Annotated in this window: 22 protein-coding genes; 4 read left to right on the forward strand and 18 right to left on the reverse strand. The window is 34.7% G+C overall.

Going from position 1 to position 25,039, the window contains the following annotated elements; all coding sequences use genetic code 11:
- Window positions 1–10: 10 nt before the first annotated feature.
- The 4 genes from spoVK to AC6CHR_RS01485 all read right to left on the reverse strand — a co-directional run bounded on the left by spoVK (window position 11) and on the right by AC6CHR_RS01485 (window position 3,156).
- Window positions 11–979, reverse strand: a complete 969-nt coding sequence (spoVK, locus tag AC6CHR_RS01470) for a stage V sporulation protein K (RefSeq protein ID WP_498246671.1) — start codon at window positions 977–979, stop codon at window positions 11–13.
- A 367-nt stretch (window positions 980–1,346) separates the two neighbouring features.
- Window positions 1,347–1,571: an RNA chaperone Hfq gene (gene hfq / locus AC6CHR_RS01475; protein ID WP_498246672.1), complete on the reverse strand. Its 225-nt coding sequence runs from the start codon at window positions 1,569–1,571 to the stop codon at window positions 1,347–1,349.
- A gap of 38 nt (window positions 1,572–1,609) precedes the next feature.
- The gene (gene miaA, locus AC6CHR_RS01480; protein ID WP_498246853.1) at window positions 1,610–2,551 is read right to left on the reverse strand and encodes a tRNA (adenosine(37)-N6)-dimethylallyltransferase MiaA; all 942 of its coding nucleotides are present in this window, start codon (window positions 2,549–2,551) and stop codon (window positions 1,610–1,612) included.
- Window positions 2,552–2,871: 320 nt separating this feature from the next.
- Window positions 2,872–3,156: a hypothetical protein gene (locus AC6CHR_RS01485; RefSeq protein ID WP_498246673.1), complete on the reverse strand. Its 285-nt coding sequence runs from the start codon at window positions 3,154–3,156 to the stop codon at window positions 2,872–2,874.
- Window positions 3,157–3,267: 111 nt separating this feature from the next.
- Here AC6CHR_RS01485 and AC6CHR_RS01490 point away from each other — a divergent pair, with 111 nt between their 5' ends.
- Both AC6CHR_RS01490 and AC6CHR_RS01495 read left to right on the forward strand, forming a co-directional pair.
- On the forward strand, window positions 3,268–3,609 hold the full coding sequence (locus AC6CHR_RS01490; RefSeq protein WP_498246674.1) for a YolD-like family protein: 342 nt from the start codon (window positions 3,268–3,270) through the stop codon (window positions 3,607–3,609).
- 11 nt (window positions 3,610–3,620) lie between these two features.
- Window positions 3,621–3,791, forward strand: coding sequence for a YhjD family protein (locus AC6CHR_RS01495; protein ID WP_498246675.1), 171 nt, complete (start codon window positions 3,621–3,623; stop codon window positions 3,789–3,791).
- A 468-nt stretch (window positions 3,792–4,259) separates the two neighbouring features.
- Here AC6CHR_RS01495 and mutL read toward each other — a convergent pair whose 3' ends face one another.
- The 3 genes from mutL to AC6CHR_RS01510 form a co-directional block, all read right to left on the reverse strand.
- Entirely contained in the window at window positions 4,260–6,176 is a 1,917-nt protein-coding gene (gene mutL, locus AC6CHR_RS01500) for a DNA mismatch repair endonuclease MutL (protein WP_498246676.1), read from the reverse strand.
- 103 nt (window positions 6,177–6,279) lie between these two features.
- Entirely contained in the window at window positions 6,280–8,871 is a 2,592-nt protein-coding gene (gene mutS, locus AC6CHR_RS01505; RefSeq protein ID WP_498246677.1) for a DNA mismatch repair protein MutS, read from the reverse strand.
- A gap of 275 nt (window positions 8,872–9,146) precedes the next feature.
- Window positions 9,147–9,689 carry an outer spore coat protein CotE gene (locus AC6CHR_RS01510; RefSeq protein WP_498246678.1) on the reverse strand — a complete coding sequence of 181 codons (543 nt, stop codon included), beginning with the start codon at window positions 9,687–9,689 and terminating at the stop codon, window positions 9,147–9,149.
- Window positions 9,690–10,292: 603 nt separating this feature from the next.
- Between AC6CHR_RS01510 and AC6CHR_RS01515 the strand changes: the two genes are divergently transcribed.
- On the forward strand, window positions 10,293–11,885 hold the full coding sequence (locus AC6CHR_RS01515; protein ID WP_498246679.1) for a diguanylate cyclase domain-containing protein: 1,593 nt from the start codon (window positions 10,293–10,295) through the stop codon (window positions 11,883–11,885).
- Window positions 11,886–11,940: 55 nt separating this feature from the next.
- On the opposite strand, the gene ricA is transcribed toward AC6CHR_RS01515, so the two are convergent.
- The 10 genes from ricA to AC6CHR_RS01565 all read right to left on the reverse strand — a co-directional run bounded on the left by ricA (window position 11,941) and on the right by AC6CHR_RS01565 (window position 23,003).
- Window positions 11,941–12,375, reverse strand: a complete 435-nt coding sequence (ricA, locus tag AC6CHR_RS01520; protein WP_498246680.1) for a regulatory iron-sulfur-containing complex subunit RicA — start codon at window positions 12,373–12,375, stop codon at window positions 11,941–11,943.
- Entirely contained in the window at window positions 12,376–13,902 is a 1,527-nt protein-coding gene (gene miaB, locus AC6CHR_RS01525; protein WP_498246681.1) for a tRNA (N6-isopentenyl adenosine(37)-C2)-methylthiotransferase MiaB, read from the reverse strand.
- A gap of 277 nt (window positions 13,903–14,179) precedes the next feature.
- A complete protein-coding gene (locus AC6CHR_RS01530; RefSeq protein ID WP_498246682.1) occupies window positions 14,180–15,535 on the reverse strand; it encodes a YheC/YheD family endospore coat-associated protein in 1,356 nt (451 codons plus the stop codon).
- A gap of 339 nt (window positions 15,536–15,874) precedes the next feature.
- Complete coding sequence (locus AC6CHR_RS01535) at window positions 15,875–16,471, reverse strand: SCO family protein (RefSeq protein ID WP_498246683.1); 597 nt, start codon at window positions 16,469–16,471, stop codon at window positions 15,875–15,877.
- A gap of 69 nt (window positions 16,472–16,540) precedes the next feature.
- The gene (locus AC6CHR_RS01540; protein ID WP_498246684.1) at window positions 16,541–20,194 is read right to left on the reverse strand and encodes a multicopper oxidase domain-containing protein; all 3,654 of its coding nucleotides are present in this window, start codon (window positions 20,192–20,194) and stop codon (window positions 16,541–16,543) included.
- Between the two features lie 17 nt (window positions 20,195–20,211).
- Window positions 20,212–20,520, reverse strand: coding sequence for a hypothetical protein (locus AC6CHR_RS01545; protein ID WP_498246685.1), 309 nt, complete (start codon window positions 20,518–20,520; stop codon window positions 20,212–20,214).
- Between the two features lie 107 nt (window positions 20,521–20,627).
- Window positions 20,628–21,062: a hypothetical protein gene (locus tag AC6CHR_RS01550; RefSeq protein ID WP_498246686.1), complete on the reverse strand. Its 435-nt coding sequence runs from the start codon at window positions 21,060–21,062 to the stop codon at window positions 20,628–20,630.
- A 28-nt stretch (window positions 21,063–21,090) separates the two neighbouring features.
- Window positions 21,091–21,894 carry a hypothetical protein gene (locus tag AC6CHR_RS01555; protein WP_498246687.1) on the reverse strand — a complete coding sequence of 268 codons (804 nt, stop codon included), beginning with the start codon at window positions 21,892–21,894 and terminating at the stop codon, window positions 21,091–21,093.
- Window positions 21,895–22,098: 204 nt separating this feature from the next.
- Window positions 22,099–22,563 carry a hypothetical protein gene (locus AC6CHR_RS01560; protein ID WP_498246688.1) on the reverse strand — a complete coding sequence of 155 codons (465 nt, stop codon included), beginning with the start codon at window positions 22,561–22,563 and terminating at the stop codon, window positions 22,099–22,101.
- Between the two features lie 20 nt (window positions 22,564–22,583).
- Window positions 22,584–23,003 carry a hypothetical protein gene (locus AC6CHR_RS01565; protein WP_498246689.1) on the reverse strand — a complete coding sequence of 140 codons (420 nt, stop codon included), beginning with the start codon at window positions 23,001–23,003 and terminating at the stop codon, window positions 22,584–22,586.
- Between the two features lie 203 nt (window positions 23,004–23,206).
- Here AC6CHR_RS01565 and AC6CHR_RS01570 point away from each other — a divergent pair, with 203 nt between their 5' ends.
- Window positions 23,207–24,043 carry a hypothetical protein gene (locus tag AC6CHR_RS01570; protein ID WP_498246690.1) on the forward strand — a complete coding sequence of 279 codons (837 nt, stop codon included), beginning with the start codon at window positions 23,207–23,209 and terminating at the stop codon, window positions 24,041–24,043.
- 86 nt (window positions 24,044–24,129) lie between these two features.
- Here AC6CHR_RS01570 and AC6CHR_RS01575 read toward each other — a convergent pair whose 3' ends face one another.
- Complete coding sequence (locus tag AC6CHR_RS01575) at window positions 24,130–24,852, reverse strand: hypothetical protein (protein WP_498246691.1); 723 nt, start codon at window positions 24,850–24,852, stop codon at window positions 24,130–24,132.
- Window positions 24,853–25,039 lie beyond the last annotated feature (187 nt).

The following is a 25,039-nucleotide window of genomic DNA, read 5'->3' on the forward strand; positions in this document are numbered from 1 at the left end:
GAATAAGCAACTAGTTAGCCTTTTGATCAGCGATAACTAAATCATGTCCTTTAATCATTAATAAATCCTCACGATTAAATTTATCTGTTAATAACAATCTCATAGCTTGGGACCTAATTGACTTTTCGATAATATTACGTACATAACGACCATTACTGAATTTTGAAGGATGTGTAAGTGTTTTTACTGACATTAGATGTTCCCTAAGCTTGTTTAATGCTTCATCATTAAAGCAGTATTCACGTTCTGACATCATTCTATTTGAAATTTCCATCAGATCTTCCACTGAATAATCCGGAAAATCCACCACTAATGGAAATCTTGATAATAGCCCTGGGTTTAACGATAAAAAATTATCCATTTCACGAGGATATCCCGCAAGTATTAAAACAAAATCATGTTGTTTATCTTCCATATGCTTTACTAACGTATCAATAGCTTCTTTACCAAAATCCTTCTCTCCCCCTCTTGCAAGAGAATAAGCTTCATCAATAAACAAGATCCCACCAAGTGACTTTTTAATTAAATCTCGCGTTTTTTGAGCAGTATGTCCGATATACTCTCCTACTAGATCTGCTCTTTCCGCCTCAATTAGATGACCTTTTGTTAAGACATTCATTTGAAAAAACAATTTACCTACTAAACGGGCAACAGTCGTTTTTCCAGTCCCGGGATTCCCTTTAAACATCATATGAAGTGCTTGTTTCCCGGCCTTTAAACCGTGCTCTTCTCTTTTCTTATTAATAAAAATCCATGCATAAATTTCTTTTATCAGCCTTTTCATTTCATTCATTCCAACTAAAGAGCTCATCTCATCCTCAATTTCCTGAAGAACCGCATGTTTCGCTTCTACTTTTGGTATTTTCAAGTCATATGAGGAAGATCTTACTTGATCTTCAACACTTTCTTTTGACTGGTTATTTAAGATAATATTAATCTGTCCATTTGTTTTATATGTGACCGCACGATCCTTTTCCACTGATGTTCACCTCACAATCTATTACTAATTATTCGTGAGCTTTTTATAGTTGTTTATTTAATTTACTACCAATATTGCTTTTCAAATTAATCTGTTAAATTCTAGGGTTGTTAAAAAATGCTACTTATTTATGCTTTCTCAATAACTAGTCATTCTTTTATTTATATTCATAAGTTTTAAAATTAACACCCCAAGTAAATATTTGTAGCTCTAAATAGTGGGACGGGTAACTTAATGGCTGATTATGGAATTAAACTACCGTCAGGAGGATAAATATAAATAAAAATATGTTTGAAGTACTCTATACTACTTGAAATAAGGCAAAAAAATAAAGCAGATCTTATAGTAAGACCTGCTCCTTTTATGTTTATTCAAGCTCTAATTGTATATTTTTTTGTGGAGAAAAAGTTGAGATTGCATGTTTATAAATAAGCTGCTGTTTCCCTTCAGTTTCCAATAGAACCGTGAAGTTATCAAAGCCTTTAACTAGGCCTCTTAATTGAAAACCATTAAGTAAGAAAACAGTCACAAATGTACCATCCTTACGTAAATGGTTAAGAAATTGATCTTGAATATTAATGGATTGTTTCATGTTTCGTCCTCCTCTTTTCTCTATACCTTATAATTCGATTAATGTTGTAGCTTTCCTGCTATGTAAGTAAAAATTTCATCAAACTTTTTATTATATTCTATAGGTGGTGTCATATCGAACCACTTAACATCCATTTTATTTCGAAACCATGTTAACTGGCGCTTTGCATATCTTCTAGAATTTTGTTTTAGCTGAATGATCGCATCTTCATAAGTAATCTTGCCATCAAAGTAGTTATATAGCTCTTTATATCCAATCGCTTGAATTGCTTGAGTATGACGGAGACCATGGTCGTATAAACTTTTCACTTCATCTATTAAGCCTTGGTTAACCATTTGATCGACACGTTTATTAATACGTTCATACAAATCTTCGCGATTCATTGTTAAACCAATAATTACAACATCGTAAAGCAGTTCTTGCTCTTGTTTCTTAATGGATTCTGACATTGTTTTGTTTGTACAGTGATAGAATTCTAGTGCGCGAATGACTCTTCTACTATTATTCGGATGAATCTTACTTGCAGACTCGGGATCAACCTTTTCTAAAAGTTGATGGATAACATGTTCACCTTTAACCTTTAACTCTTGTTCAAGAAGCTCCCTATATTCAGGATCTGTAGGATTATCGGTAAATTGGTAATCATATAAAACAGACTGTATATATAACCCTGTCCCTCCAACAATCATTGGCATTTTACCGTGTTTGCTCATTTTATCGATTAAAGGTCGAGCTGTTGATTGAAACTCCGCAACCGAATAATCTTCATTGGGATTTTTTATATCAATTAAATGATGAGTAATCCCAGCCATTTCATGTTCATGTATCTTCGCTGTCCCAATATCCATCCCTCTATAAATTTGCATTGAATCGCCACTTATAATTTCAGAGTTTAGTCGCTTAGCTAAATCAATGCTCAATTTAGTTTTCCCAACAGCCGTTGGACCGATGATGACAACGAGTTTTTTCTTCTCCACAATAACCACTCTTTCATAACAGATAGATTCTTTCTATGTCCACCATCTTAACATGTGATTATCTTCAATTCCACTCTATTATCACCTTTTTAACCTAATTGTAAACATTGAGATTCATGAAATTTACCCTAAAAATAAACAAGTCTTGCTTAGAGTGTATCTTTGCATTTTTGTTAATAAGTTGCCCTTCAAAATCTTATGAAATTTAATACACTACCTTTTTCCTATTATAGATTTTATTGATAAGAATAAACAAATCATTTTCCCCAGTAAATATTCTTAAACAAAGTGTTAAAAATGCGCTATTTTCCTATAGTATCGTTCTAATAATATAAATTCACACAAATTCTTATATACTTCTTCTCTCTTAAAGTAAGCTCATTGCTACCATAATTGACCCCTTGTCTATTTCTTTTCTTTGCAGCTGATAAAATGTTCGAACGCTTAAATAAACGTGGCTGTCGCTTTAAAAGGCAATATGTTTGAATATAATCAACTTGAATGTCTTTCACTATAACTGTTCGATGCGTAATTTCCCCTTTACCTGATATATACAACAATTCTATGGGCATTTGTTCCTCTTTTGATGTAAGCAATAGGCCATTCATTTTATCAGCTCCTCTTCTATAACATTATTATATACGAACGTATATTCCATTTCAATTGAAAATACGAACAAACTTTCGTATAATGAAAAAGTGATATTTTAAACATTAAGGATGGTAATAATGATAAAAGACCGAGGATCAATGAAAAGGACTGTGATGACGCTACCGGAACACGTTAAAATGTTAAGCTATCTTGATAAAGCACAGGACAAAGTAGATAAGCCTATTCTGAATGAAGATCAGTTAGAAGACATTAATCAAACAATCTATGAAGCATTGGAATATAACAAAGAACTAGTCTTTACTTATTTTGATAACGGAGACATGAAGTTATATGTTGGCCATATTCATTTTCTAGATGACATTAAACAAGAGTTAAGACTTATGAATGGCCATGGTGATAAATTCAATATGAAGCTTAAGGACATTCTAAGGGTAGATTACCACAAGTAAACTTTTGAGGTGTGAATATAAAGGAACCGTTACCGGACCATGTAAAGAATCTAGTTCACAATTACATCATAAGGAGTAATTTAATTGATGCCCTGGAGAGTGATCTCATTATGATAAGTAAAACAAACTTTAAGCTGTATGAACCTTATACAAACTTAGTTGAAGAAACACTGCTAAGGTAAAAGAGAAGACTAAAGGTGGATTTAGAACTAAAAAGAAGCTCAAATTAAAGCAGTTGAATTGAAGTTTTAGTCAATGTGCACTCTGTAATTCAAACCCAAGAAGTACCTATAAAAGGGTTGGTTTAGAGAATGGTTAATTGTGTATGGAGTTCAATGTCAAACTAGTACATTAAAAAACAGGGAGAATCACACTAACTATCATATTATTACTAAAGTATGATATATACATTTAGGCCCATAAACTCATTTGGATTATCAAAAGTTTATTAATAGACTTTTAGAAAAAACTAAATCTGCACCATATTTCCCTTCATGGATTACGTCATACACACGTGATCATGCCTTTGGAAAGTGGTGCAGATATTACTTCATATAACAAAAAAGTATGAAGAAGAAAATGTATTTAAGTTAGTGCGTTATTTAAATAGTTAGGTGGGCAAATACTAAACTTAACTACTTAAAAGCGTGCTACATAACCCGCTTAAACATCTTCTCCATCTCATAGGTAGAATAGTGCACAATAATTGGCCGGCCATGTGGACATGTGAACGGATCTGATGTTTTTCTTAACGTTTCTAATAAAGCAAATATTTCATCATTACGTAAATGACGATTCGCTTTAATGGACGCTTTGCAACTCATCATAATGGCTGCTTCTTCACGTAACTTCTTAATATCGATTTTCTTTTCATCTAATACTTGTTGGATTATTTCTTCAATCGTTATTGATTCATCTCCTTTTGGAAACCATAGGGGATGAGATCGAACGATATAGCTATTTCGTCCGAAGGGTTCTAGGAAAATCCCTACTTCTGTGAGATTATCGAGATTTTCTTCAATTACCATCGCTTCATCATTAGAATATTCAAATGTAAGTGGAACTAATAACTCTTGCACTTCTGAATCAATTTCCCCTACCTTTTCACGATAAAATTCATATTTTATTCGTTCCTGGGCAGCATGTTGATCAATGATAAATAAGCCTTGTTCATTTTGTGCTAAAATATAGGTACCATGCATTTGACCAATGGGGTATAAAGTAGGTACACGATCTCTTGCCTCAATTGATGGCTGTTGTTGCAGATCAAAGGTTGTTTCCGTATCGCCAACTTCCTCAATATCCAAGGAGTGGTCCCGTCCATGTATTGGTTTCTCTTTATCTATCTCGGCAAAAGAATCATTATATTGATTTTCAATGAAGTTAACTTCATTTGATTCTGTCTTTGTAATCGTTGTACCGATAGAATCCTCTTTGACTACTGTAGATTCATTCGTTTGTTTAGGCATTTGCTGAACCTCTTGTGGCCGGATCCCAGATGAGTGATTAAATGTAAAATGTTGTTGTTCATCTGTTGGTTTACTTCTATGTGGTTTAGGAATATCAACTGTTGGGATCAACTGCTGTTGTCTAAATACATCGCGAATCCCATTTGTAATAAGCTCATTTAACTCTGCTTCTTTACTTAATCTAACCTCTAGCTTAGACGGATGAACATTGACATCAACTAAAATTGGATCCATCTTTATATTTAAGAATACAATTGGAAACCGTCCAATTGGTAGCAACGTATGGTAGCCTTGTTGGATTGCCTTAACAAGCGAATAATTCTTAATAAAACGTCCATTGATGATTGTAGAGATATAATTACGAGATGCTCTGGTTATTTCTGGAAGTGCAATATATCCATCCACTGTAAAATCTAAAGATTCTAACGTAAGTTTTTTCATTTTTTTCGCAATCGATAATCCATAGATTGCAGCTAAAACTTGGCGTACATCTCCATTTCCATTTGTGTGTAATAGCTTTTTACCATTATGGACAAGACGAATGGAGACCTCAGGATGTGAGAGAGCGATTCGGTTTACAATGTCAGTAATATTGCCAAGTTCGGTATGGACAGTTTTCATATACTTCAACCTAGCTGGTGTATTAAAAAATAGATTCCTTATCGTTATATCTGTACCTTTTCGGCTTGCAGTAGAAACGTGTTTTTCAATTTTTCCACCAGTTAATACAAGATTCGTTCCTGCACCTTCCCCAGTGCTTGTTTTCATATCAAGTAAAGAGACAGAGGCGATACTTGGTAAAGCCTCCCCTCTAAACCCTAACGTTCGGATCCGAAATAAATCATTTTCGTCTTTTATTTTACTAGTAGCATGACGATGAAAGGCATTTAAACAGTCATCTTCTTCAATTCCCTCTCCATTATCGAGAATGCGAATTTTACCTAGCCCTGCTTCTTCTATATCAATTTCAACAATTGTACTATTTGCATCAATTGCATTTTCTAGTAGCTCTTTCACTACAGAAGCTGGTCGTTCAACAACCTCACCTGCTGCAATTTTATTAGATAACTGATCATTAAGGCGAATAATCTTACCCAAGAATCTCACCTCCAATTAAATTTCAGAATACTAATGCCTCGTAAGGTAGATATTTAATTGTTCCATTGTTAACATTAAAATTCAAAAACAGCTTTTTAGCGAGCTATTCTTTTACCTTTTTTTGCAACTGATACAGTTCATTCATTGCATCAAGTGGTGTCATTTCTAACAGATTCATTGATTTTAGTAATTGGACAACCACTTGCTCCTTTTTAGGTAAAGAAGCTGCTTTTTTTGATACAGGCTGTTCTTCATAAAATAACGTAAGTTGTGACTCCGCAATAAAATCATCTTTCACAATTGGCTTTCTATCGATAGAAATAGTTTCTATTTTCTCTGCCTCTAGTTCGGCTAAAATTTCTTTTGCTCTGATAATTAATGATTTAGGAAGGTCTGCAAGCTCTGCAACATGTATTCCATAGCTCTTATCAGCAGCACCTTCTTCAATTTTATGCAAGAAAACAACTTTTCCATTCTCTTCAATTGCTTTTACATGAATATTCTTCAGTGAATTTAATTGCTCTTCTAAAATAGTTAATTCATGATAGTGTGTAGAAAATAACGTTTTTGCACCGATATATTCATGAATATATTCAATAATTGCTTGTGCTAATGCCATTCCATCGTACGTTGACGTACCCCTTCCAATTTCATCAAAAAGAATTAAACTTTGTGATGTTGCATGGGCAATTGCATTTTTCGCTTCAAGCATTTCTACCATAAATGTACTTTGTCCTGAAATTAAATCGTCTGCTGCACCAATTCTAGTGAAAATTTGATCAAAAATCGGTAGGACCGCTTCTGAAGCAGGGACATAACAACCGATTTGAGCTAATATGGCTGTTAATGCAACTTGACGCATATACGTGCTTTTCCCTGACATGTTAGGACCCGTAATTAAAAGCATTTGACGCTCGTCACTAAAGTCACAATCATTTGGGACATATTCCTGTGAATCCATAACTTTTTCCACTACTGGATGTCGACCATTTTTCACGAAAAGCTCCCCAGTCTGTGAAAAATGCGGCTTACAATAATGACGGTTCTCACTAATCGTTGCAAAACACTGCAGAACATCCAACTCACTTAATCGCTTCGCTAAAATTTGTAATCTAGGAATATATTGTTTTACTTGTTCTCTTAGGTCGACAAAAAGCTGATATTCAAGCTCTACTATCCTTTCTTCAGCTTCTAAAATAAGCGTTTCTTTTTCTTTTAAATCAGGTGTAATAAAGCGCTCCGCATTTGTTAAAGTTTGCTTCCGTTCATACATTCCTTCTGGTAATAAATGCAAATTAGCTCTTGTTACTTCAATATAGTATCCAAATACTCGATTATAGCCAATTTTTAATGATTTAATGCCTGTTTTTTGGCGTTCTTGTTGTTCGAGTTGCGCAATCCATGTTTTCCCATTGCGACTCGCATCACGATACTGATCAAGTCCAGCATGGTAGCCATCTTTAATAATATTCCCATCTTTAACAGAAAGTGGTGGGTTATCAATAATTGCTTCCTCTAATAAAAGACTAAGGTCATCACATGGGTCAAGGCCCACGGATTTTTCATCGTTTACTAATGACTGACAGAGCTCGTCAATAGCTGGTACTTGTTGAAGAGATTTATTTAACTGAATTAAATCTCGAGCATTTACATTCCCGAACGCCACTCTACCAGCTAGCCTTTCTAAGTCGTAGACCTCTTTGAGAAGATTTCGCAAATCCTCTCGTTCAAAATAGTGGGCAATAAATGTTTCAACCATTGTGAGGCGTTTTTCTATTTTCTCACGGTCAACAAGAGGTTTATCCACCCACTGCTTTAACAATCTTCCTCCCATTGCCGTCTTAGTCTCATCTAAGAGCCAAAGCAGAGATCCCTTTTTACCTTTTGAGCGAATGGTTTCTGTTAACTCCAAATTGCGTTTAGAATAAAGATCAATTTTCATAGAATCTTGTAAATAATAGACGGTTACCTTTTGCAAATGATCGAGACTACGCTTTTGCGTACGTTGTAAATAGGCTAATAATCTACCAAAGGTTTGAACGAATCGCTTATCTTGTATATCCTCAACAATCTCAACAAATTCTTGAGATATTGATGTTTCCATTTCATATGATAGTGTCGCTTGACATCGGTCAATCAATTGCTTTTTCCACTCTTCTGGTATGTCTGTAGAAACGACAACTTCTTTAGCACCAACTGAATAAATTTCGTTTAATAATTCATCAAAATTAAAGCAGATAGCTACAAGGTTTTCACCAGTAGTTAAATCACTTAAAGCTAGTCCTATTTGAGAATCAAATCCTGTAATGGATGCGATATAGTTATTTTCTTTATCATGAATTCCCTTACCATCCATTACTGTTCCAGGTGTAATAAGCTGGACAACTTCTCTTTTGACTACACCTTTAGCTTGCTTGGGATCCTCTGTTTGTTCACATATTGCTACTTTATGTCCTTTTAAAATAAGTTGTTCAATATAATTAGGCGCAGCATGGTGTGGAACGCCACACATTGGAATACGTTCTTCTCCACCACCGTCCCTACTTGTAAGTGTTATTTCAAGTTCCTGAGAAGCTTGAATGGCATCTTGAAAAAACATTTCATAAAAGTCACCTAAACGAAAAAATAAAAAGGCATCTTGATAGTCTGCCTTAACCTTTAAATATTGCTGTATCATCGGCGTGTAAGTAGCCATATTAATCCCCCAATATCACCTAAACGTACTTTAAAAATCCCTATTCATTATATCATAAATCGACAAATTCCTGTGTTTTAAACAATAGGGAAACTTAGGTATCTATTGAAATATTTATTTTAAACATGCTACTAAACAACATTATGTTTGAGAAAAACTAGTCCAACCTACTTGAGTGATTTTGATTCAAGGGAGAATATTTGATACTGCAGATAAGATATCAACAGCTGTTTTTGTGGAAGCTAAATAAAAAAACTAGAGGGAACTCCCCCTAGTTATTCTTCAACATCGCCTATTAAGAACTCTGGATTCAAATCTTCAAACTCTTCATCCAATTCATCTTCCCACTCTTCATCATTATCACAGCCATCTGGATTTACATGTACACACACTTTCGTTTCACCAATGACTTCTGCAAGGTGTTCTCTCTCCGCTTGAACAATAATTTTGTTTCCATTTGGTGAAATAGTCACCTCTAAGCAATTAGGCTGTTGTAGTGCTTTACAGATTACTTCATGCTCGTCATCGATAAAATGGTCATCTTTATATCTTAATCTGATGACATCAACGTATTCGACACTTTCTGTTACAACTTCTGTTTTTGTGTTTTCGTTGTAAGAATACCAAACGTTAATATCGTAAGTACCTTCTACTTCAACAGTTTTTCCATTTTTTTGAGCATCATAATTATGATTAATGATCCAGCCACCTAATATACTAGCTGGTTTTTGCGTTGGAGTAATCGTATGTGTACATTGTGAAAATTTACGACCTTTCGCAACTACTGCTTTTGTTATAATCTCTCTGTATTCAGACATTCGAGCATACCCTCCTCAATGAATCTTCTTTTAATCCTATGCTGGGCTAATAACAATTGTGCTAATTAATTACCAAAACAACTATATATTACTCCATACAAGAAGCCGTATAGTTTATTGTATGCTGGGATTAGTAAATATTTGCCTATAAAATTTGATTAAAACAAAGGATTTCAAATAGAGTAATGCCAGGGTTAATTATGAGGAAATGTGATTCAATTATCGGAGTAGAGGAGCAATAACTCATGAAGATGGTTCATTTTTCTAAAAAGGGAGGTACAGAATCCTGTATGTCTCTATAATAGAAGTTAACTATATTAGTATGAATCCTATCCCTTCCCTTATACATTTTAGTTCATTGGACCTAGTTCATATGAACCAATTTGTGTTAATATTATTTATATTACATTTTCATTTTAGTTCTCTCCATCATAATATACTACCAAGAACCACTGTTATTTTATACAGAACCAAACCGTTAAATAATATGTTAGAACAAAGATTGATCATTAAGAAAATAAAGATAATATCCTGTCATAACTAGCTAGGCTTATTTCCTAGAAATAAGCCTAAATACTTAAATTGAATTTTGAGGTGCCAATAATGAAATTAGTTGTTTTTCACTTTATCGTAAGTTTTATTCCTTTTTTATTTTTGTTTACAATGGCAGGGGAGGTTTATTTTCGCTCACCTAAAAGCAGTTTTCATCGCAGAACTGCTTTACTCATCATGTTTCTAAGCTTTGTTTTTCTCTCTGATTACAGTTCAAATATTCTTCCACCTGAAGAAGCCTATTATTTTGCGTTCGTGTTTAAATATTGTAATTCTTTTGTTTTGATGTCCTTGTCCATTTATTTTTTTAAGCAAATCAGCAATATTAACCTAACTGGGAAGTGGCATTTTATTTTTCTACTCCCTTTGTCCGGTATTATTTCGCTTATATTATTCCCTTCATCTTTTAATTTTGTTATCAATGATACAGCAACGGGCCCGACTGATGTATTGAGTACACCTTTTGTTCTGTTAACAATAATAGCAAGCTTTTACACCATTATTTGGAGTTTCTACTTTTTAAGAATTGGGTTTAAAAGAGCTCAATCTGAAGACAGTAGTGACCTATATAAAAAGCGTATTTCGTTTATTAAAAAAGGCAGCATTTTAACCATCATATCATTTCTAATAACCATCTTTATAGCGGTAGTAGGTGCATTCTTTGGTGTTTCTTTTGCCTTTTTGTCTCCATACGGGGTATTAGTTTTTGCTTACATCATTAGATACTCTATGATTCACCTTGATTGGTTACCTACATATGGTCATAAGTATAAATTATTATATGAAATAAGCTCAAACGGCATCCTTTTAGTGAATTTTCAAGGATGTATAGTCGATGCTAACCCTGCGTTTAATAAAATGGTTAATCTAGAGAAGGATTCAATTATCGGGACTGAATTTTCTCAATTTCTGACCAGCAAGGATCAGTATACTTTTCTAGATTTATTTCGTTCATATTATGTTTCTTCAAATCCTATGAATATCGAACTTACTATTGAAGTTGAAAATGGTCTAAAGGCAATACATGTCGTTTTACTATCAGATTATGTTGTGATTGATGATAAAAAATATGTTTATTTTGTATTAACAGATATTAGTCATCAGAAAAAATATGAATATCAACTGAAACATTTAGCCTTTCATGATCCCTTAACAGGATTAGGTAACAGATTGTATTATCAAGAACAGGCAGTAAAGTTACTTCAAGAAACTTACAAAAGCCAAAAAATTCTGGGAATTGTTCTAGTTGATTTAGATAAATTCAAAACAGTTAATGATACGTATGGACATTTAGCAGGTGATCAATTACTGATCCATGTCGCAAAACAAATGATTAAGTCGATTCCTGTTAATACATACCCTTATCGTATAGGGGGAGATGAATTTGCAATTATTATAGTTGAAGAAAAGAAAAGAAATATCATTGCTTATGTAGAACGATTATTAGATAATTTAAATGAAAATTTCTTCTTCAATGATTCAAAAATTTCAATAACTGCAAGTGTTGGAGTAAGTTTTGCCCATGAAGATGGAAGTGATTTAGGGACCTTATTAAATTTTGCTGATAAAGCAATGTATCACGCTAAGCGAAAAGGCAGTAATCAATATTGTCTATATTCAGCAGAATTAGAACTAAATGATTGAGAGTAAAGAATAAAGAGGCTGACATTTTAAATGTCAGCCTCTTTATTCTTTATCATTATGAACAGCTACCACCAGATGAACTACGAACCTTAGATCCAGTTTCACCCGCTAATAGGTCTCCACCAGTTGCCGTAATAATTTCATTTGTTACTTTGTTTGAAATTGTGTGTGAAACGAGCTGTAATAGCTCATTTACTTCAATTTGTGATTCTTGGAATTCCTGTATAATTGGAATTTCATCTAATTCATTTTGGATCTTTTCAATCTTATCCTCGACTTGCTTTAATGCCTCATGTTTACTGTAGTGTTGGAAATTAACAGCTTGCTTTTGTAAACTTTTAATACTAGCAATCATTTCACGAATTTTTTGATTTTCATTAATTTGTGCTTCCGCACGCTTAAAGAAGTCAACTTCCTTTGATTCAGATATTACTTGTGCAAGTTCGCGAGCTTTTGCTACAATGTCTTCTTTAGTATATAATGTTGTCATTTATTTCACCTCAACCGCTTCTTCTATCATATCTCCATTAAGCGTCCACGTTTTTGCTTTCGTAATTTTCACCTTTACAATCTGTCCGATTGCAGATTTAGGCGCTTTAAAGTTTACTAACTTACTTTTTTCTGTATAACCAGCTAAAACTTCTGGATTATTTTTACTTTCACCTTCAACAAGTACATTTACAATCTCGCCTTCATACGCTTTTAATTTCTTAGCAGATGTTTCATTTACAAGAGCGTTTAATCGTTGTAGGCGCTCCTTTTTCACTTCCATAGGGACATTATCCTGCATTTTTGCTGCTGGTGTACCTTCTCTAGGTGAGTAAATAAATGTATATGCACTATCAAATTCAACTTCACGATATAAAGATAATGTTTCTTCAAACTGTTCATCTGTTTCATTCGGAAAGCCAACTATGATATCTGTTGTAAGTGAAGCATTTGGCATTGCTTGTTTAATTTTGCGAACTAACTCTAAATAATGTTCTCGACTATATTTACGTGCCATAATTTTTAATACATCTGTACTACCAGATTGAACTGGTAAGTGAATATGGTCTAAAAGGTTACCGCCTTTACCTAAAACTTCAATTAAATGATCATCAAAATCGCGGGGATGGCTTGTTGTAAAACGAATTCTTGGGATATTAATCTTAGAAATTTCTTCCATTAATTCACCTAACCCATATGAAATGTCATCGAAATCTTTTCCATAAGCATTTACATTTTGACCTAACAACGTTATTTCTTTATAACCTTGTGCAGCCAAATGGCGTACTTCTTGAATAATTTCTTCTGGACGACGACTCCGCTCTTTGCCACGGGTATAAGGAACAATACAATACGTACAGAATTTGTCACAACCGTACATGATGTTTACCCAAGCTTTAATGTTACCTTTACGGACCTTTGGAAGGTTTTCAATAACGTCACCTTCTTTAGACCACACTTCCACAACCATTTCTTTTGATAGGTATGCTTCATTTAAAATGTTTGGTAAACGATGAATATTATGAGTACCAAAGATCATATCAACAAACGGATGAACCTTTAAAATACGATTAACAACTGATTCCTCCTGTGACATGCAACCACATACACCTAATAATAGGTCAGGCCTTCCCTTTTTTAATGTTTTAAGGTGCCCTAGTTCACCAAACACTTTGTTTTCAGCATTTTCACGAATCGCACATGTATTTAGTAAAATAACATCGGCATCATCGACACCATCTGTTGGCTCGTAACCTAAGGCCATAAATAGTCCTGCCATTACCTCTGTATCGTGTTCATTCATTTGACATCCGTATGTGCGAATATAAAATTTACGACCATTACCCATTCCTTTCAACTCATCAGGAATTGAAAATCCGTCGTACTTTACTTCTTCTTTTCCTCTTTTTTTCGCATCCTTTAAAGAAGGAGGCATGTACACGGCTTGAAAATACTGGCTGTAGTCCTTATCGGATTTTTTGTCCGAAGGGTTTACTTGAGTATTTTCCTTACGCTGTTGTTCATTCATCATGTCAGTCTCCTTTCAAACAATCCTGATCTCTGACTATTAAAAGCTATGTCCGAAGACAACAATTCTTAACGAGCTTATGCTTAATAGTCTGTTTAAAATTGATATTTCTATTGAAACATACAACTTAATAGTATATCGATTATTTTGTAAGAAGACAATCTTTTATCTACTTTGTCTAAAATTATTCATGTTTCGTTATACTTTTCCCCCAAAAAAATTCATGCGTAACTTCATGCTGAAAAAAATAGAACATTTTTAGCATTGTTGATTCAACTTAAAAGCCCGCAAGCGCTTTTGCATACTTTAATGGGGTTGTATGAAGTGTTTGAATTAATTCATTGTCTTTCATTATATAAAGACTTCTCTTCCCATACATATTATTCACTTCAAGTACCCATGGTATATGGTTATGATCTATAATAACATCAATTGCAACATCTCCAAAATGTCCTAACTTCTTGTCTAAAAGGTTACATAAATCAATACACGAATTTATTGTATCATCAAGAATTAATTTAGCTTCTGTATGACTTACCTTAAAAATGATTTTAATAGCCTTTTCTCCAGTAGAAAGATGCGCAACATGATTTAAGTTGGTTACAATGCTCTCTTCCTGTGCAATTCTCCCGATTGAACCTTGACATATCCATTTTTTCTTCTTTGTTTTTTGAAAATACAACCTAAAATCAAAATGTTTATTCTTGTAACTAGTTGGGATTCCCTGCTGAATAATATATCCCTTTTTTATTTTATTTCCTACAAATTTCTCAACTTCTTTTATTGTTTTTAGTAAGTATTTATCCTTTTGGTGGTTAATTAGGATGAATCCATTAGGATCTTGTTTCACTAGATAAATACCGATTCCTTTCATTCCCCTTATTGGTTTTAAATAAACTGTTGAAAACTTATCAAGCATTGCCTCCAAATCAGCAACTGTTTGATACTTTTCTGTAACAGGAAGAAGTTTTCGAACCTTTTCATCAGAGGAACATGCCTTCCAAAGGTCTAGCTTACTAAATGAGTTGGTATTAAATACCTTATTTCCGAGTGCTTTCCTCAAGTTTACTTCCTGTTTACTTGGTATCCTAATCTTTTTAAAGACAGCGTCAGGATAAGGAAATATACCTTTTAGCCAATTTTCATTAGCCTTTTCAGTACTGGGATTATAATAATAGCCACTAATCGTTTGTTTATTAATATCAATGTCTTCACTCGAACAAATCAACACAAGGCCATTGATTGTTTTAAAGTGATTAAACCTACTTTTATAATCTTCTAGATTTTTTTCCGATAGATGGTGGGAATTTTTTTTGGCTATAAAGACAATAAATGGGCCAATGTGTACAATATTCCCTTGCACTTTTATCTCAAAAGAAAGTGTTTCAGGGATAGAAATAGCGAGGCTACCTTTTGGTAATCCGATCTCTTGATCTGATAACGTATTGTCGTTCATAAGTTTGAATTCTTGCTTCCAATGTCCAAAATGAAGAATAATTTTATCAAAATTAAGCTGATACTTTTTTATAAAGCCATCTGATAAGCGTATTTTTTGGAGTTCAATTTTATCTTGCTTATTAATACTACTTTTTTTTAGTGGCTTACTGCTGTTTAAATAAACGATTTTTATCATTTTTATCGCACCCCAACATGTATTAAATGCTCATGTATAGTATGAGGGAGTGTATATTTATGGTATCCATATTTCAATAAATGGGTGATAACCCTTCTGTGAACCATGATTAAGTAGATATTATTTGAAGGTAGACTAACTCTGTAAAGTAGTTGATGTGAAAAAACAGTTATTCGATATACTAACTTTGAAACTTAAAAAGAGGCTGTCCGAAAAGTGGAAATCCCTCAAATACAATAAACAAGAAAGTTGATATATTTAGGTTCTGAAACATTAAATAGGCTATCCCAAAAGTCGAAATACAACTTTCTGGATAGCCCCGCCGTTAATGCTTATTAACTATTTATCCTGTACCAAATGCTTAATATCCTCAATTATTTTTTCCTTTTCTACTGTCTTTGTGGAACTTGCCATATCATAAAGAGCGCGAATCTGGTCCTCCTCATCTATTAAGTACATTGTAATTGAATGAGAAAAGAAATCTCCTTCTAGCTTTTGATAATTCATTTTTAATTTGTCAGCTATTTTTTTCGTTTGCTGTGGTGTCCCTCTTAACCATTTCCAACCAGTTGGATCAGCTTCAAATGATGCTGCATAATTCTTTATAATCGAAGGCGTATCATTTTCAGGGTCGATTGAAATTGCCACTAATTCTACTGTTTCCCCAAAATATCCTTCATTCTTTAGGACTTCTTGTAGCTCTTTATAGTCAACCATTGTTAGGGGACAAACGTCTGGACAATTTGTATAGAAGAAGGTCACTAGTTTTATTTTTTCATTTGTTGATTGATACTTACCTCCGTGGACATCATCTAATTGAAAGCTATCCAACTTATCTAATATCGGTAATTGTCCTCCTTGTGGCCATAACCAAGAAATAAGCAGAAATCCGGTAACACTCAGGATCAGAAAAATAAAATATTTTTTTCCCCTCATTCAACTTCACACCTTATGAGAAATCGTTGCTGTCACTCATTATAGAAACAAATTGATCGTTTGTATTGCTTAATTAAGCGGTGGAAGATGCTTTTGCTTTTTCTTGTGCACTCTTAGAATCCCCCACATCCCTTGCTCGATATCCCAACGAATATTTCCTGAACGATACATATAGTCTCCCGGGAAGTTAAAATAACTACCTGCTCCATAATGCAATGCAAGATCTCTCGCATGCCCTAATACAATATGGTCCTCTATTGACTTAACTTGTGAAAAAATATCTCGATCATCTGTGTTCCAATAATGTCCATGTAAGTGGAAGGTATGTGCACGTCTACGTTCTGATGGATTGACCAATCTAATCGTAATTGGGTCACCTGGATATGCTTCAAAAACAGGTGTGGAAGGATCACCATGGACTTTTGAACTAAATAAATCCTTTAACACTGGATGCTGTCTCAGACGATTTATTAATCGTTCCGTTCGATAGTTAAAGCCTCGAGATCCATTATCATACGTATCTACTAGATCACCAATCTCGTCAGGATCAACTCCCGTTAAGATCCCATCAACTGGATCAATGATAACACAACCATGCTTATCTTCTAATCTAGCACCATCATACAAAACGAGAACAAATTCTCTGATTTTTGGTAAATAAGGATTTTTTAAGATAACACTCTCCTGTGTAATTAAGGCTGGTGTTGTTGTCATTGGATCTAAAATTTGTGTTGATCTAGGCTCTGCAATAAAAACACCAAATGTTCCCAGTGATCGATGGTTTCTGATATCTGCCATATCCCACATTCCACAAGCTCCAACCGCTACATCTACATACCAACGATACATAATTGTTTCACCAGGACCTACCGTTTGATCAGGATTAAATCCCACTGTTTCACCTGATGATGATTTCACATCATATTGAATCAATTGAGGGTGCAATGATATTCTGACAGACGGTGGGTAGAAAGCCTGTTCCTTCACAGGAGGATAAGGCCAAATCCCGTCTGGAAATGGAAACTGATCTTCCTTTAAACAGCTTGTTAAATGGATTTCTACTACATCCCCTTGATTTGCTCTTATGATTAGCGGAGTAGGAGTTTTCTTACCACATAGAATGTCATCCATATCCTCCTCTAATGCAAAAATAATACCAAAGGGATCGTGTTCTCCCCATTTGCTATAAAGAATAGGGATGTGAAAGGCTACAATATTAAAACATTTTACAGGTGCGTTTACTGGTGCATCAACTAAGACACATTCAGCTGGAGCTGGAGGTTCTCCCGTACATATTGGCAATGGTTTCGTTCTCACAGGTGGACAAGGACGGTCTGGCAAAGGAATAAGAAAATCGACTTCTTCATCATATGCACGTATTAATCCCCAGCAACCATTCCATAGATCCTCTTCAGTCTCAAATGCCCAGAGATAATCTCCTGATCTAGGAACTTCCATCTCAAAAGTAAAGGATTCCGATATCCCGATATGTTCTTGAGATTGAAATTCTGTCTCGACATCTGGCCGTTCCTTTTTCCACCTAAGTCCATGAACATTAAAGCTATGGGATTCTTCCTGTGCCCCCTGCAATATTCGAATCCGTACGGGATCTCCTTCATAACAATGTAATATTGGTGTGACTGGATCTCCATTGACAAATGAGCTAAACGAATAAGCTGGATCACAACCTTTTCCTAAACGGAATTGTAAAGGTTCATTTTTATAATTCACAGCGAATAAACCCGGATCATCCTGTGAGCCTGGGAATTCTGGAGGATTTAACGGACAGCCATTTTCATCAAAGAGCAAAGCAAAATCTTGGACCATTAATACAAAATCTCGATAATCAGGAATAAATGGGTGAGTGACTGTAATTTGAGCACCATTGCTTACTTCCTCACCAGTTTGAGAATCAAGAAATTGCGAAAACCGTCCGTGTATTACACCTGCACCAAATACTCCATGCTGTTGATGATAGGACGCAAATAAATGATCATGTAAGAACCATGCTTTTAACTCAACATCGGCAAAGTATTCATAAGTGATCGTTTCACCCGGAAGAACACTTGAATCATAATTCCAGCCAACATTGGCACCATCGCTAACTAATACATCAAATTTGACAAAATGTACGTGAAAGGCTGTTTCGTATGTTCTGGTCACAAGCTGAAAGGCATCTCCTCCAGCTACTTCATGAAGCCGATTGGTAAAATTAACGGAAATACAAGAACCTGCATTCATATGAAGAACAAGTGGCTCTGGTTCCTTTCTGCCTGCTAATACATCATCTATATCTTCATCGAGAACATAGATCCTACCTTTAGGATCATTCCAGCCTTGCCGGTTATACACAATCGGGAGCTCGATAAGTGAAACATTAAACTCCTGCAATATTGGATTTTCTAAAACAATACATGGGTCAACAAAAACCGCTCCTGGCCTTGCAGTTGGAACAGCAGCATTACGCTCAAGCTCGGTTAGACCCCTTCCGCCAACAATCCCAAGTGGTGGCCTTGGTGCTTTAAAACCTACTTTTCCTGGTATGAAGTTAGGAAATCCTGGTTTTTCCTTGGTTGGTTTAGGTGGACATGGACGATCTGGTAATGGCTGTAATGCTTTTATTGGTACACCATTTGGATAACATTGACTTCCATCTTGAAGTGTATCAAACACTCTATTTAACGCCCACATACCTACGCCAAAATGTGGATATAAGTGACAATGGATAATTGCATCACCTATTGCTCCTTGGAGTGAACCTAAACCGTAAAGCGGTTCAACTGTATACCAGCTTTGTGGGCTGATTGCCTGTGCATCAAACACATCAGAATCGGTATTCTGAGGATCTCGAAACCAGGTATGGACATGATAATGAAAAACATGAGTTTCTTTTACCCCACCATGAACAAGCCTAACTTTCGCGGGATCACCTTTATACCCGCGGTAGATTGGTGTGGCTGGATCGCCAAATACCCAAGAGTCGTGATGAACCTCTTCACCTTGACATTCAGGACAGACGACACCTTCTTCAATTAATTTTTGGCGATTCTGAAGTGGCTCATAACGATAATTTATCGCATGTGTTGACTCGCTTTCCTGATTTGTTTCAGGATCTAGTGGACGGTTTCCTGTTATATCCTTCGTTGACATTTCATCATGAAAGATAAATCCATACTCACGGAATGAAGGTGAAAACGGATGATGAACATCCGCATTGGCCCCACTATGTAGAGGTCCGCCTGTTTCTGGATCTGTCCACCATGAACCCCGTCTTTGAACAAATAAACATCCAAACAAACCATTAATATTTGTTCCCTCATCACTACTATCAGGATTACCTAGGTCTGTAAACAGGTAAACTCCTTCGTGATTCATTTGAATACGATATAGTATTTTCTCACCAGGGTCCGCTAGTGAATCAGGGTTAAATCCTACATTTGCACCATCAGAATCTAGTACATCATAGTCAGCTTCTTGAAAATGCATACCTGTTGCAAAATGGATTTTATTTTCAAAAAGTATTTCTACCGTATCTTCTCGATTTGCGCGGATACAAAGAGGTTGCACAAGATCAACTGGACTAAACGGATTCTTTCTTACCGCTTGCTTTACTTTTTCCTCATTTTCTTTTAATACATACATCATACCCGTATCATTGTAATCACCAAAATTGTTTAATACAATCCGAATTGGTATCGCAACAATGTGATAAAATCGTTTCAAATGATCTCTCCCTCTTCCTAGATATCATCATTTAATTCAGGAATTCTCGGTAACCCCTTTTGCTCGATATAAAACACTTCAATTGAATGAACATGAATCGACCATACTCTATTCTCCAATTCTCCTATTGTCGTAACCCTGACATCCACCACAACATGATCTCCTATTACATCCATGATTCTTCCAATCATTATAAACGGAAACGAAGGAGTCATGATAAATACATTTTTCCCTATTCCTAACTCAAATTCCATGATTAACGCTTCATCATGGATTTCATTATTAGATGGTATAGTTATTTCTGTAAAGTCACATTCATTCTTCATAAACAGACCCCTCCTTTAAAAACAAAACAAATTAAATATAACGAATTTTATAAGAATTAGCAGGCATGCTATTACGAAATTCCACCCATAAGTCAAAAGACTCTAAATTATGTCAAGGGTATTCGTTGATTACAATCAAAATTAGGTGTGTATTGGGCGATTTTTTCAAGTGGTATACTTAAAGGTGTTGGGAACTGGAAAAATGGTGCATTAATCATTTTTATATTTACTGGAAATAACGTGACATCCCCCTGTGTAACGGTCAAGATTGTTCCGCAAAATATCGGCCTAAATGCCTGACCAAATAAATTTAGTTGATCAGATTCTGTTATAATTAGAATACTCGTATCTATTAGACCTTGTAATTCTTCAACAAGACGATCTTCAATATCTACTATTTTGACACGGATTTCACCATCAAAAACCCGATCATCATCGTGCTTTCTTTCCTTTTCTTTTGGTAAATCCTTGTTTTCTTCATGTTGTTTATTATCTTTATCTTGTTTTCTATTTTCCTGACTTCCTCTTTTTCGATTTGCCATTTACACTCCTCCAATCAAACAGCATGAATTAATTTTCAGATTTTTTTTCCGAATGCTTAAACATATAGGTAAAAAGCGATAATAGTCTTATCGTTTCGACGTATTGAACATCTTTTAAATTCATATGTTCTTCTTTTCCAAAAAATGCAATATGAAGGATATCGTCTTTAGAACTTACAATTTTCCCAACTTTCTTTTGAATTTCATTTAGATGTACGACTACCCAAGTATCCTTCCAGGAATCTAAATTTGTTTGCATTGATTCTTCATAAAATTGTTGAATTAAGATATCTCGTTTTGCGACGGTTTCTCCAAACTGTTGGATCAACTTTTTCCTTAATTGATTATCGTAAAGATAATGTTGATGCGTATTGGAGTATGTTGGAATTCCGAATGGGTTGTTTGCCGATTCAATCGTTGAATATGGTATCCAAACCCTTTCCTTTAGATTAGTCAACATCACAAAGTCTCGACCAATCGTGCTAACCTTTCCCTCCTTATAACGTGATTCAGATCCACATTTTGAATAGATCTCTACCTGTTGGTTTCGTTTTGATTTTAAAAATTTCCTTAACGTTAGATTTTTCCCTCGTCTGACATCTTGCTTTGAGATCGTAAATATATTTGCTTTATCAATATAATCTGTTAAAAGCCTAGATTCCTCGGTTGTTGTTCCAGTAGTTGGTGATGTGAGTCCTTTACCATTACGGATATTAAATTCGTTAATGATATCCATTTTAACAACTTCAGACATTTTCCTCTCCTTCAGTTCCTTTTTATAGTCGTTAAAGTAAATTTTTTTACCCTTTTTAGTTGATTTACCCTCTTTCATATCATCACCCCAATTAAGAAAAGCGCAAGCGCCTTGATTAGCCTAGGGCAAATAAGACACTAATGAAATGGAGGTGTTCTTTCCTTCAATTCATTAGTGGCTTATGACCTAGGAAAAAGTGAATTTTCTTTTTCCCTCGAGTGGCTAGGCACTAAACCAAGTACAAAACGTTTACTTCCTTTTCTTTCGAAAAACCTTGAAAGATTAAACCTTTAACGAATAATGAACTAAGCTGATTGTGCTGATCACAAGTGCTGTACCAAATAAACTGAAGATGATCATATTCTCTTCTACACTAGCAAGATAAGTAGCAGGCAAGCTGCAAATAGTTGGATCTTTAATCACCACTCCTAGCATATTCCCCATCAAACTTCCAGTAACACCATGTGTAAACCCTGATAATATTGATTGGAATTTCACTAATGAACCAAAAATAATACCCATACAGCCGCCTATGATGATCGTGAAAACAACTATATTTACCATGTCAATGGTGAATAAGAATTGCATAATCATTGCACAATTCATGCTTAAGACTCCGCTGATACTCATCGACATGATCATAGCAAAACGATCAATATACAATTTCCGCTTCTTAAATAGAATTCGATACATAACAATAGCTATCAAACTGTTAATGAATAATAAAACGAGAAGAAAAAATAGCATGTATCACACATCCTTTCCTACTAGGTATGCTTGGCAGAAAGGATAAATAATAGGATAGAAGCAAGAAAAATAGCCTCTAAAAAAGTTAAAAAGATAAGGTTACCTTGAGCCGCTGCTCCGATCATTGGGGACATTATTCCCATCATTAAGCCATTACTATAACCCGTTAAAAGAGTTTGATAATCAAATAACCCCCCAAATAAACCACCGACAATCATTCCAATTAGCGTTGTAATCACAGTAACTAAAACAAACTTTAATGGAAATTGGTAGATTAAAATCACTCCGGTAACGATCGATAAAAAACCTCCAACCATGTTGGAGATATTCATACCTAATTGGAATCCTATTAGTTTACGGATACGAAAAAGGTACATATATATTAAGGTCAGTACTAAAATATTTCCATAAAGCAAGAGTCCCAAAACGCCACTTACCATACTAAGCTCCCCTTATCTGTCCTATTATTAATTTTTATGAGTCTACGGCTTGTCGATATTCTTTATTAGTGTGATAAATATGGATTTTTTTGTTAACGTTGAAGGGATAATCTGGTACCTTTACTTTTTTATTTTGTTTTTATGAGCGCCCATACCAAAATTCACTCAACCCATATAGTAGGTATATGAACGATGAAAGGAGAGTGTTTACAATTAGTCGATACAGTAGAAAAAAAAGAAGTGGTCCATTTGATAACATTGAAGTGAATGATTTCTACTGCCCACATTGTTTCGAATCAAAAGGTGAAGATGAGTCCTTTTGTTCTTCTTTAATGTGTCCGGAGCGAATACCACAGCCTGAAATCCCTTCGGCCAACAGTACCTTATCTCCTGAGGAATTAGAAAGGTTAGAACAATGTATATCAGAAGCAAATGAATTATTACTTAGTATTGGCGTGGAGAGAGACAAGGAAAACTTTCGATCGCTTCAAAAAGATTTAGTCAAGCTTAAAAATCAATTTGTTTGTGTTACTGTTAATTGCAATGAGGAAGAGGGAAAAACTCTTAATGGATTGTTTTTAAATGCAGGATTAAATTTTATTTTATTAAAATCAGACATTGGAAACTTACTTGTTATTCCTTTTGAGAGACTTCTATTTATAGAGAAACCTAGTCCTTTAAATATGATGAACAATCAAGAACAAGAATTACTGAACATTAATGACTGCCTTAGACGCAACTTAACACTCCATTTTAGTGAGGTTGTTTCAAAAAGTCCATTTCTCATTAATCTCTTTTATGGCTTAGAACTCAAGCTATTCCTAACAAGTTATCTTGATTGTTTTATTTATGTAAAAGTCGATAATGAAGTAATGGAAAAAGACGGATTACTTCTAATAGTAAATGATCGAAGAGTTGAATTAGAGATCGACAATGAAACACAAGGGATTGACTTCGATGAATTATGCTTTATAGAAATTGAACAAGAAGCAATAACAAAAAATGCATTACTTTGCAACAGTACGCCCATTATCACATAGAATTTGAATGACAAGAAATTATAAATCTTAAGTTAAAAAGCCTTCGGATTGTTCCCGAGGGCTTTTGTTTGTTTGATATCATTAGCTTAATTGACGCCTATTTTCACTCTGCAACCTTTATGCTGAAGTAACTTAAAATTAACATCATCAGTGAGACCTGCGAGCCGTAATTCAATTCGATCATCACAAAATGGAATAGGATGATCAAAGAAACATGTTATCCTCTGGTGGCAAATATCATGCTGGTGATCATTGGCTATATCGTTTTTATGACATGCTGGACAATGATCCTGTTTTGTCATATATTCACTCGAACAATGTGGACAAACCTTTGAGGCACGTTTATTGAACCGATTGCGTTTCTTAGATCGCATTGTCGAATCACTATGAATATACCCGAGGTTATCGTCACATTGACAAGAAATCAGATGACATGTTTGGCAGATTCTATTGTGTGTATTCATTTTTTGTTGCTGCCTCAGTCCTTGTCGATCCTTACATTCTGTACAGCATTCTGATTGTTCACATTTAGTGTGATCACCAATACATCCTGTATTGATTTTTTGACATTCCGGGTCGTCCCAACTTATATCGGTAATTTTATCAGTTAGAATCGTTATTACACTATTGTTATCTTGTAATAAATCAACAAAATTCAAGCCTACTTGGCAAATTGTTCCTTCGATTAAAAAAGGGAAACCTCCCTCATCTTCCTCATTTGCTGTTTTGAATTTTATTGCTTCTGGTCCAATTTTAATTCTCATTTCATTTCTACATAGATTATCTTTCATCTCTTGTTTCCTAAACAAACGAAATCCCTCCTTAGTGAATCAATGTAGCATATGAGAGATCCATAAATTGGGTTCAATAATGAGGTGTTTGCCTATATACCGAAAGCGCAAGACGGCCGCATATCGGCGAAAAGCATAAGACAAGGCGGCTGAAAGGTTGCTCTTTTTAACCTTTTGGACGGATCGGCTTATGCCTCGAGCCGAT

The sequence above is a fragment of the Metabacillus sp. GQ13 genome, assembly GCF_059758525.1.

Coding starts and splice junctions, on each gene's coding strand:
- hfq (WP_498246672.1), bottom strand. CDS start 1,571: ATGAAACAATCCATTAATATTCAAGATCAATTTCTTAACCATTTACGT.
- AC6CHR_RS01485 (WP_498246673.1), bottom strand. CDS start 3,156: ATGAATGGCCTATTGCTTACATCAAAAGAGGAACAAATGCCCATAGAA.
- AC6CHR_RS01490 (WP_498246674.1), top strand. CDS start 3,268: ATGGTAATAATGATAAAAGACCGAGGATCAATGAAAAGGACTGTGATG.
- mutS (WP_498246677.1), bottom strand. CDS start 8,871: ATGGCTACTTACACGCCGATGATACAGCAATATTTAAAGGTTAAGGCA.
- AC6CHR_RS01510 (WP_498246678.1), bottom strand. CDS start 9,689: ATGTCTGAATACAGAGAGATTATAACAAAAGCAGTAGTTGCGAAAGGT.
- AC6CHR_RS01515 (WP_498246679.1), top strand. CDS start 10,293: ATGAAATTAGTTGTTTTTCACTTTATCGTAAGTTTTATTCCTTTTTTA.
- ricA (WP_498246680.1), bottom strand. CDS start 12,375: ATGACAACATTATATACTAAAGAAGACATTGTAGCAAAAGCTCGCGAA.
- miaB (WP_498246681.1), bottom strand. CDS start 13,902: ATGAATGAACAACAGCGTAAGGAAAATACTCAAGTAAACCCTTCGGAC.
- AC6CHR_RS01530 (WP_498246682.1), bottom strand. CDS start 15,535: ATGATAAAAATCGTTTATTTAAACAGCAGTAAGCCACTAAAAAAAAGT.
- AC6CHR_RS01535 (WP_498246683.1), bottom strand. CDS start 16,471: ATGAGGGGAAAAAAATATTTTATTTTTCTGATCCTGAGTGTTACCGGA.
- AC6CHR_RS01545 (WP_498246685.1), bottom strand. CDS start 20,520: ATGAAGAATGAATGTGACTTTACAGAAATAACTATACCATCTAATAAT.
- AC6CHR_RS01550 (WP_498246686.1), bottom strand. CDS start 21,062: ATGGCAAATCGAAAAAGAGGAAGTCAGGAAAATAGAAAACAAGATAAA.
- AC6CHR_RS01555 (WP_498246687.1), bottom strand. CDS start 21,894: ATGAAAGAGGGTAAATCAACTAAAAAGGGTAAAAAAATTTACTTTAAC.
- AC6CHR_RS01560 (WP_498246688.1), bottom strand. CDS start 22,563: ATGCTATTTTTTCTTCTCGTTTTATTATTCATTAACAGTTTGATAGCT.
- AC6CHR_RS01565 (WP_498246689.1), bottom strand. CDS start 23,003: ATGGTAAGTGGCGTTTTGGGACTCTTGCTTTATGGAAATATTTTAGTA.